We start from the raw sequence: 8,655 nt of genomic DNA on the forward strand, positions 1-8,655 counted from the left end.
ACGTCAGCGGGCGGCGAAGAATTCCTTGTTCGACGGCAACATCCCCAGCACCAGGATCGGCACTGCACCTAGCAGATCCAACAGTATCAGGGCCGTTGCCGCGAATGCGTGTCCGTGCGCGCCGGCAGGGATGGCCAGGCCGGTAAGGGCCAGATGCAGCACGGCCGCGGACAGCAGCACGACTCTGCTGCGCCCGCTCAACGCGGCCACGGCACCCCAGATGTAGAGGGCACCGACCGCGAGCCGGCATGCCGTAACGGCGTACATCACCGTGAACGAACCGGTATCCGCGGGTGCGACCCCGCCGCGGGAATAGGCGAAGAGTGCGAGCAAGGTCCACCCGTGGGCGACGACGAGCAACCCACCCACCACAATTGCGAGCACCGCGGCAGCGCAGACGGCAGCGGGGCGCCGCATGCCCGGATGGGTCATGTCAGAGCGCTGATTCCGTTGTGGAGCACCATCAGGCCGATCAGCACCAAGACCGCGGCCAGCATTGCCGCATGGTTCTTCTCCATCCACTGCTTGAGCCGCTCCAGCGGTGCGTCGAGACGGTCGCCCGCACTCACGTAGCCGAGGATGGGCAGGGCAACGGTGGACCCGGACAGAACGACGAACACCGCCGCGAACACCCACTTGCCGGCCACACCGAGCCCGCTGGTGCCGATGGCCAGTCCGCCCGCCAGGCACAGGATCGACACCTCGAGGCGCACCACCGTCAGCACCAGCGCCGTGATGCCGGCCCGCACCGGGGTGATGGTGTCGAACGCCCGCATCCACCGCGGCGCCTGCGAGTGTCGGTGCCGCGTCACCCACCGGTAGATGCCGAACAGGATGAGTACCGAGCCCAGCACCACGCGCAGCCAGGACGCCCACTTCGGCGGCGACGTCTGCAGACCTGCGAACAGGCCGGACCCGGCAACGAAGATGCCGGTCAGCGCCGCCAGCCCGAGCATCCAGCCACCGAGAAACGCCAGGCTCGTCGGCCTCGGCCGCGGCGCATGCAGCACCAGCACCGCCGGGATGATCGTCAACGGGGAAACCGCGATGACCAAAGCCAGCGGAATGAGCGTGGCAAGCAGTGCGCCCCAATTTCCTGTCACGGGCAGCAATCTTCGCATTGAACACGTGTGTGCACCCGCCAAACGGGGTGCAGGCGCGGCTGCGCGTGTAATGATCCCGCCAGGACACCGTTGTGGGAGGGGATTGGCGTGACAGCTCAGGTCCATCTGGGGCACGTCTTCCATCTCGCCGGGCAACCGCTGGTGACCGACGCCGCAGCCGCGCTGGTGTCGATTCCGGATGGCGCGTTGGCGATTGGCGACGACGGCCGCATCGCGTTCTGCGGTGAACGTGCTGACATCCCGCCGCAGTACCGGTCCGCGCCGGTGTCCGATCACCGCCCCGGTTTTCTGCTGCCCGGTTTCGTGGACACCCATGTGCACTTCCCGCAGACGTACGCCGGGGCCTCGCACGGTGGCGGGCAGTTGCTGGAGTGGCTGACGCAGTGCGTCTATCCGTCCGAATCACGTTATGCGTCAACAGATTTCGCAAAGCAAGCAGCGAAGTCCTTCTGTGACCGGCGAATCGCGGTGGGCACCACCGCGGCAATGGTGTTCGGATCGGCGTTTCCGCACGCCCAGGACGCCTTGTTCGACGAGACGCTGCGTCGGGGCCTGCGGGTGGTCAGTGGGCGCGGCATTCAGACCGGCGGCCCGCCGTCGGCCGCGGCGTTGATCACGTCGGAAGAAGAGGCCATCCGGCTGACCCGCGAAGAAATCGACAAGTGGCACGCCGCGGACACCGGCGATGTGCGGACCGCGCGCCTGCATGTTGCCGTCGTGCCGCGATTCTCTCTCGCGGTGAGTACACAGACCCTGAAAAACCTTGGGGCCCTGTATGAGTCGGTTCGCGATCGAGGGGTGTACTTCCACAGCCATCTCAACGAGAACGATCGCCCCGGTACCGGCGAGGTGGCCGAAACGAAGGAGGCCTATCAGGTCGACTCGTACCTGGACACCTACGACGGGAAATTCCTGCCCGGCTCGACCGTTGGCGGGGCAAGCATGCTCGGGCGCCGCAGCATCATGGCCCATGCGGTGCACTGTCAAGACGTCGAGCTGGCGCGCATGGCCGAGACCGGCACGTCCATCGCACACTGTCCCGTCTCGCAGCAGTTCCTCGGTTCGGGAACCATGCCCTGGCTGCGGACGGTGGCCTCGGGTGTGAACATCGCGGCGGGAACCGACTACGGCGGCGGTGACGAGTGGCTCATCCCCCAGGTGCTGGGGGCGGCTTTCAAGGTGCACATCTCCGAGCCCGGCGACGACGGTGTCTCGATGCATCCGGCCGAGATGCTGTTCCTCGGCACTCTCGGCGGCGCCCGCGCCTTGGACATGGAGGACCGTTTCGGCAACTTCGACGCCGGAAAAGAAGCTGACTTCGTGGTCGTCGACCCGCGACGCACCCCGGCACTGCAGGGGTTGCTGACCTACGGCGTGCGTTCCGACGATCCCGCGATGGCACGCGACCAGACACTGTTCGCGTTGCTGATGGGCATTCGCGAGACCACTATCGCGCAGACTTACGTTGCGGGCCGCCGATTGGACTGACCGGCTTGTCCTTGCCCGCTTTGACCGGGTCCGAACTCGGCGCCACGGTGAGCAGATTGCCTCGCAGACTACCGCGCGCGGTGCGGAAAGTGACCAGGATCCAGGTCAGCAACAGGCCCAGATAGGCGACTGCGGCCGCGACCTTGAACGCCGGCAGGTGGGTATGCACGGCCAGCTGGGAGGTGCCCGTGACGAAGGTGCCGACCGGAAATGTGAGGCTCCACCAGGTCAGGGCGAAAGGCATACCGCGTCGCAGCGTACGTACCGTGAGCGAGCTGGCCAGGGCGATCCACAGCACCCCGAAACCCCACACCGGCACCCCGAAGATGACGGCGAAATCGTTCATGGCGGCCGCGAGCTCGCGGTCCACCGCACCGGTCGACGCTGCAGTCGCGAGAAGCCCTGCGGCAGTGATGGATTGACCCAGCGGACCGAGCACGATCCACAGCGTCGGCACCCGCGCCGAGCCGGAAGTGCCGTACAACACCAGTCGGCTCCAGATCATCGCGATGATGTTCAGCGACGCGATCAGGGACAGCCCGAACATCGCATAACAGCCGTACAGCATGGTCTCGCGGCCGGTGCCCGGCGGCAGGTGCGGCAGCAGCAGCGCGCCCGTCGCGGCCGAAACCATCGGCGGCACCACCGGCATCAGCCATCCGCCGAATGCGGCGTCGGGCTCGACGTGCAGTTGGGTGAACATCAGGAACGGGATGCTGACGGCGGTGAACAACCCGCCGGCCGTACCCGCCGTCCACAGCACCCAGTCCAGATCGACGGCGATGCGCTCGCCGATCAAGTCCCCACTCACCAATACCGCTCCGGCACCGACGGTCATCAGCGCCATCGGCGCGGCACCGTAGAAATGCGCCATCTGAGGGTTGCGGGCGTGGGTGCGCGCCACCGTCGGGTTGCGCAGCCAGTGGCCACCGACCAGGACGATCAGCACTGCCAACAGGGCCGCGGCGAGTACCCACACACCGTGCGTGAACCCCCGCAACCCGGCCACATGGACCGGCAGGGTGGCGCCGGCGATGGCCACAATCCCGGTGCCCATGACCGAGGCGAACCAATTGGGCCCGATGTTGCCAAGAACCTCGATGCGGGTGTGCGGCGCGGTGGGGGCAGCAGGCACGGCGTCCGGGCCAGGTGTAGCCATAGCTGAGCAACCTACTGCGTGCGCCGCCCGGCCGCCGGGCGACCGGGCCCGGATCACCTAGACTGCCGGGCGTGTCGAAGGTTCGCATTTCGATGACACAGCCGGTGGTGATCGGAGTCTCCGTGCTGCTGGTGCTGGCGGCGCTGGCGATGCCGATCAAACAACGATGCGGTGCACCGGGCCGCTCCTGCGCCACCACGGTGGACGCCAACGGAGACGTACACTATTACTACGAAGTCGAACCATTGGGCGTCCTTCTTTTCGAAAATATGATGGGTTCGAATATCCCGTTGTATTACACGTCCGGCGAGGAGATCGTGAGGGTCCGCTGAATGGCAGGGCACGCTCGCTTAGCGGCACTCGTCGTGTCGGCGATGTTGATCGGCGGTGCCATCGCGTCGGTACCGGTGACCGACATCTCACTGGTCACCGCGCACGAGAGCGTCTGCGGAGCCAGCTACCTGTGTCCCACAGATCCCGCGCCTGACGGCGGCGATCAAACCACCGCTGAACGCCGGATCATCGACGGCTACGTGTCCAAGCAGGCGGGTTGCACACCCGATCTACCGGCCAACCCGCAATCGGTGACCTGGGATCCGCCCGGGTTCACGCCCAACACCGGCGGTTCGGGAAACATCAACGACTCCGATCCGCGTCTGGGCGGCCACTTTGTCGCCGACTACGTCAACGGCCGCTGGCACATCGACTACCAGTACTGCTGACGTGGCGGGCCGGCGAATCTCAGCCCCGGCACACCTGAGCCGCGAAGCGCACCGTCGTCGTCGATGGAGTGTCGAACTGTGCATTGAGGGTGATGGCGGGCCGCACCGGTGCGTTGTCTACGTCCAGCCGGGTGAGGTCGAGCAGTATCTGGATGGTGTCCGGTGCGATTCTGCGGGCGTTCGTATCCCGGTCCGGCCGCATCCGCGAGTCCGTGCCCTCGGCGGCGAGGGTGCTGGTGATGGCCAGATCGTCGGTGTCGGGTTCGGGCCCCAGCTCGGCGAACTTCTTGCCGTTGTTGGCGACGCTGTAGTTGAGCACGTAACCGACGAACTTGGTCGACTGCATTGCTGCGGGCGACGGCGGCAGCGGCTTGGCGAAGCGCACGATCAGCTGCAGCACATTGCTACGGGGATGCTTCACCTCGACACCGGACACGCTGATGCTCTCGGGCGGCCTGGGGCCGTCTTCGAGCTGGCAGCTCAGCCGGTTCGGCACACCGGCCCAGTCGTCTTGCGCCGGATCCGACCACAGGGTCCAGCCGACGCCGGCCAACGCCACGACCAGTACGACCGCCAGGGCCGCCCGCAGCGGCACCGGCAGAGCACCCCAGCGTTGGCGTAACCCGGTGGTCTGCACCGGTGGCGTTGGACGACGGCGCTCCGTCCAGTGCCCGCCGTCCCAGTAGCGCTGGCCGCCGGATCCGTCGGGATCGGCGTACCAGCCTGCCGGTGGTGCACTCGGCACGGTCATGCTCCATTCGATCGGCGGAACTCGGGGCGGGGACGAACGCGCCTTACGGCGGTGCGTCCAAAGCTTCCGGCGGCGAATCAAGCATCTGCACCTTGTCGCCCTTCCACTGGAACCCGACGATGGTCAAAGTGCCGTCGGTGCACGTCGAACAACTCTGCCGGGTCCGATAGGTGAGGACCACGGTGTCGTTGGTGGAGGCCGGCGCCTCCAACTCGGTGAACGGGTAGGCCGTTGGTGTGGCGGTTCCGACGAACGCGCCGCGGTGGAACATCAAGGCAAGGTCCGGTGAACTGCTGGTCCCGTCCTGCACCGTCACCACGATCGCGGACAGGTCCGCGCAGGCGTTGTAGTTGCTGGACGCCGGGTTGCGGTCCCACGGCTTGCCGGTCCTGCGGTCCGGTGGCACCCGGCCGAGCGCCTCGGACAGCGCCGTCGCCTGGTCCGGCCCGCAGGGGGTCGACGGTGAGTCGGCGGTCTCGATGGTGGTAGGCGCCGGCGGGGAGTTCGTCGGGGAGGGCTCGGATCTGGCTGCCCGCGGGTCCTGGTCGTCGCCGCCGAACACGAACACCGCCACGGCGCCCAGGCACACCAGAACAACCAGCGCCGCCACCACCCAGATGCTGCGCCCCGGCGCCTTCTTCGGGTCTTCGGACGGGTCGTACGCCGGCGGCGGCCAGTCCGGGTCGACCTCCTCAGCAACCATGCCTGATACAGACCTTCCGATCAGATTGTCACCTGCCGGCTCTCCCTGCCCGCCGAGCTTGGCGGATTGTAGCCTGAAGCTGCTGGTAGCGACATTTTATCGACCCCGTTACCGGCTGCGTGTCCAGGTGAATCTGCCCACATCAGCAACTTTTTGTTGGGGGGTTCGCAGCAAGCTACCGCATACTAGACGGCATGCGTCGAACGACTTCACCGCAAACCGCCGGCACGTCGCCGGCCGGTGAGCCGGTGTTCGGTCGGGTCTGCTAGTGGCGCGTTCCGGCGGTGCACACCGCCTAAAAAAGGATCGGCGTGCCGTCCGGCGGTCGTCGCGGCTCCGTAAGCGGCTGTCGCGCAGCTTTATGACGCTGGTCTCGGCGGTGGCGCTGGGAATGACCGGCGCGGGCTATTACGTGGCGCACGGCGCGCTCGGTGGCATCACCATTTCTCAGGCATTGACCGCAGAAGACCCCCGGTCCACCGGCAACACCATGAACATCCTGCTGATCGGCCTGGACTCCCGCAAAGACCAGGAAGGCAACGACCTGCCCTGGTCGATCCTCAAGCATCTGCACGCCGGCGATTCCGATCAGGGCGGATACAACACCAACACCCTGATCGTCGTGCACGTCGGCGCCGACGGGAAGGTGATGGCCTTCTCCATCCCCCGAGATGACTGGGTGCCCTTCAACGGGGTTCCCGGCTACAACCACATCAAGATCAAGGAGGCGTACGGGCTCACCAAGCAGTACGTCGCCAACCAGCTCGCCAACCAGGGCGTGAGCTCCCAACACGAACTCGAGACGCGGGGACGCGAAGCCGGGCGGGCCGCCACATTGCGCGCGGTACGCAGCCTCACCGGCGTACCCATCGACTACTTCGCCGAGGTCAACCTGGCCGGTTTCTACGACCTGGCCCAGACCCTGGGCGGCGTCGAGGTGTGTTTGAACCACCCCGTCTACGACTCGTATTCCGGAGCCGACTTCCCGGCCGGCCGCCAGCGACTGGACGCCTCGCAGGCGCTCGCCTTCGTCCGGCAGCGCCACGGCCTGGAAAACGGCGACCTGGACCGGACCCATCGCCAGCAGGCGTTCCTGTCATCGGTCATGCATGAACTGCAGGACTCCGGCACGTTCACCAACCTCGACCGGCTCAACAGCCTGATGGCCGTCGCACGCAAGGACGTCGTGCTGTCCGCCGGTTGGGACGAGGCGTTGTTCCGCCGGATGGGCGACCTGGCCGGCGGCGACGTGGAGTTCCGAACGCTGCCGGTGGTGCGTTACGACAACATCGACGGCCAGGACGTCAACATCATTGACCAGGCAGCGATCAGGGCCGAAATCGCGGCGGCGCTCGGGACGGCCTCCCCGTCCGCCGCACCCACCACCACGAGCGCCAAACCGAGCCCGTCGACCATCGTCGACGTCGTCAACGCCGGCAGCATCGGCGGCATGGCGACGCAGGTGTCCAATGCGCTCAAGAAGCGCGGCTACACCGCCGGACAGGTTCGCGACCGGGAGTCCGGTGACCCGTCGACCACCACCATCCAGTACGGCATGGGTGCGGAGACGGACGCCCAGAACATGGCCACCGAGCTCGGCGTAGATGCCCCGAAGCAACCCGACCCGTCGATCGCACCCGGGCACATCCGGCTGACCGTGGACACCACCTTCTCCCTGCCGGCCCCCGACGACACTTCGGACGCGACGAGCGGCACGACCAGCACGACCACGACGTCCACCACCAAGCCCAGCAGCGACGGCTACTACTACAACGGCACCTACACCACTTATCCGACGCCCGATCAGGGAAAGCCGATCGACGGCGGCGGGGTGCCCTGCGTGAACTAGGCGGGTCCGGCCTCAGGCGTGCGTGCCGCCGTCGATCCGGATCTCGGTCCCGGTGATGAACTTGCCGTCCTCGGACACCAGCATGGCGATGACGCCGGCGATAACGGACGGGTCGGCCATTCCGGCGCCGCTGGACTTCTCCGTGGTGGGCAGGATCGGCATCAACCGGGTGAACAGCGACCAGTCGGCGTCTCTGGGAATGTAGCCGCCGGTGGCATCGGTGATGCCGGACTTGATGCTGCCGGGCGCCACACACACAGCGCGCAGTCCGGCGGCGGCGTATTCCAGAGCCAGCGAGTGCGTGAAGGCTTGGACGCCGCCCTTGCTGGCGGCATAGGCGGCCATGTACGGGTGGGCGAAGCTCGCCGAGGTGGAGCTGAAGTTGACGATCGTGCTGCGCGCATTGGTCAGCAGGGTGGGCAACGCTTCGCGGACCACCAGGAAGGTGCCGGTCAGGTTGACGGCGAGGATGCTGTCCCACAACTCGAGGCTGGTCTGATGGGTGTGCGCGGCGCGCAGCATGCCGGCGGCGTTGACCAGTGAATCAAGCCCGCCGAGGGTGTCGATCGCACTGCGCACCCCGGCGGTGACGGACCCCTCATCGGCCACGTCGATGACGCTCGTGGTGAACCGCTCGGCGGCCGCCGCCGCCCGGTCGCGCGTGGCGGCCAGACCATCGACCGCGACGTCGGCACCCACCACGGCTGCACCCTCGTCGAGCAGGCGCAGTGCGGTGGCCCGGCCGATGCCCGAGCCGGCGCCCGTCACCAGGATCCGCTGACCGTCCAGTCGGTTCATCACTCGCTCCCCTGCTACGTCGCGCGGCTACGGCGCGAGCGTAACGGGTTCGCGTCAGTTG

The 8,655-nt window shown here is 67.0% G+C and carries 10 protein-coding genes; 4 read left to right on the top strand and 6 right to left on the bottom strand.

Features of this window, described 5'->3' with window-relative positions; all coding sequences use genetic code 11:
- Window positions 1-3: 3 nt before the first annotated feature.
- Together AC5Y7D_RS13070 and AC5Y7D_RS13075 are read right to left on the bottom strand one after the other, a co-directional pair.
- Window positions 4-432: a hypothetical protein gene (locus AC5Y7D_RS13070; RefSeq protein ID WP_499924422.1), complete on the bottom strand. Its 429-nt coding sequence runs from the start codon at window positions 430-432 to the stop codon at window positions 4-6.
- Window positions 429-1,121, bottom strand: a complete 693-nt coding sequence (locus AC5Y7D_RS13075; RefSeq protein WP_499924425.1) for a GAP family protein — start codon at window positions 1,119-1,121, stop codon at window positions 429-431. The genes AC5Y7D_RS13070 and AC5Y7D_RS13075 overlap by 4 nt, the downstream gene beginning before the upstream one ends.
- Window positions 1,122-1,211: 90 nt before the next feature.
- On the opposite strand from AC5Y7D_RS13075, the gene AC5Y7D_RS13080 reads away from it, so the two are divergent.
- Window positions 1,212-2,612 (top strand): amidohydrolase family protein, encoded by a 1,401-nt coding sequence (locus AC5Y7D_RS13080; protein WP_499924428.1) that lies wholly within the window; start codon window positions 1,212-1,214, stop codon window positions 2,610-2,612.
- On the opposite strand, the gene AC5Y7D_RS13085 is transcribed toward AC5Y7D_RS13080, so the two are convergent.
- Window positions 2,572-3,771: a TDT family transporter gene (locus tag AC5Y7D_RS13085; protein WP_499924430.1), complete on the bottom strand. Its 1,200-nt coding sequence runs from the start codon at window positions 3,769-3,771 to the stop codon at window positions 2,572-2,574. The two genes, AC5Y7D_RS13080 and AC5Y7D_RS13085, sit on opposite strands and share 41 nt — an antisense overlap.
- 92 nt (window positions 3,772-3,863) lie before the next feature.
- Between AC5Y7D_RS13085 and AC5Y7D_RS13090 the strand changes: the two genes are divergently transcribed.
- Entirely contained in the window at window positions 3,864-4,103 is a 240-nt protein-coding gene (locus AC5Y7D_RS13090) for a hypothetical protein (protein WP_499924464.1), read from the top strand.
- Window positions 4,104-4,493, top strand: a complete 390-nt coding sequence (locus tag AC5Y7D_RS13095) for an integrase (RefSeq protein WP_499924431.1) — start codon at window positions 4,104-4,106, stop codon at window positions 4,491-4,493.
- A gap of 19 nt (window positions 4,494-4,512) precedes the next feature.
- On the opposite strand, the gene AC5Y7D_RS13100 is transcribed toward AC5Y7D_RS13095, so the two are convergent.
- Window positions 4,513-5,244, bottom strand: a complete 732-nt coding sequence (locus AC5Y7D_RS13100) for a DUF2510 domain-containing protein (RefSeq protein WP_499924432.1) — start codon at window positions 5,242-5,244, stop codon at window positions 4,513-4,515.
- A gap of 43 nt (window positions 5,245-5,287) precedes the next feature.
- Entirely contained in the window at window positions 5,288-5,947 is a 660-nt protein-coding gene (locus tag AC5Y7D_RS13105; RefSeq protein WP_499924435.1) for an LppP/LprE family lipoprotein, read from the bottom strand.
- Between the two features lie 268 nt (window positions 5,948-6,215).
- On the opposite strand from AC5Y7D_RS13105, the gene AC5Y7D_RS13110 reads away from it, so the two are divergent.
- Window positions 6,216-7,796, top strand: coding sequence for an LCP family protein (locus AC5Y7D_RS13110; RefSeq protein WP_499924436.1), 1,581 nt, complete (start codon window positions 6,216-6,218; stop codon window positions 7,794-7,796).
- A gap of 12 nt (window positions 7,797-7,808) precedes the next feature.
- Here the strand turns inward: AC5Y7D_RS13110 and AC5Y7D_RS13115 are convergent, their stop codons facing one another.
- The gene (locus tag AC5Y7D_RS13115; RefSeq protein WP_499924438.1) at window positions 7,809-8,594 is read right to left on the bottom strand and encodes an SDR family NAD(P)-dependent oxidoreductase; all 786 of its coding nucleotides are present in this window, start codon (window positions 8,592-8,594) and stop codon (window positions 7,809-7,811) included.
- Between the last annotated feature and the right edge of the window lie 61 nt (window positions 8,595-8,655).

The organism is Mycobacterium sp. NGS49 (genome assembly GCF_059812565.1).

Coding starts and splice junctions, on each gene's coding strand:
- AC5Y7D_RS13115 (WP_499924438.1), bottom strand. CDS start 8,594: ATGAACCGACTGGACGGTCAGCGGATCCTGGTGACGGGCGCCGGCTCG.
- AC5Y7D_RS13090 (WP_499924464.1), top strand. CDS start 3,864: ATGACACAGCCGGTGGTGATCGGAGTCTCCGTGCTGCTGGTGCTGGCG.
- AC5Y7D_RS13100 (WP_499924432.1), bottom strand. CDS start 5,244: ATGACCGTGCCGAGTGCACCACCGGCAGGCTGGTACGCCGATCCCGAC.
- AC5Y7D_RS13095 (WP_499924431.1), top strand. CDS start 4,104: ATGGCAGGGCACGCTCGCTTAGCGGCACTCGTCGTGTCGGCGATGTTG.
- AC5Y7D_RS13075 (WP_499924425.1), bottom strand. CDS start 1,121: ATGCGAAGATTGCTGCCCGTGACAGGAAATTGGGGCGCACTGCTTGCC.
- AC5Y7D_RS13105 (WP_499924435.1), bottom strand. CDS start 5,947: ATGGTTGCTGAGGAGGTCGACCCGGACTGGCCGCCGCCGGCGTACGAC.
- AC5Y7D_RS13070 (WP_499924422.1), bottom strand. CDS start 432: ATGACCCATCCGGGCATGCGGCGCCCCGCTGCCGTCTGCGCTGCCGCG.
- AC5Y7D_RS13085 (WP_499924430.1), bottom strand. CDS start 3,771: ATGGCTACACCTGGCCCGGACGCCGTGCCTGCTGCCCCCACCGCGCCG.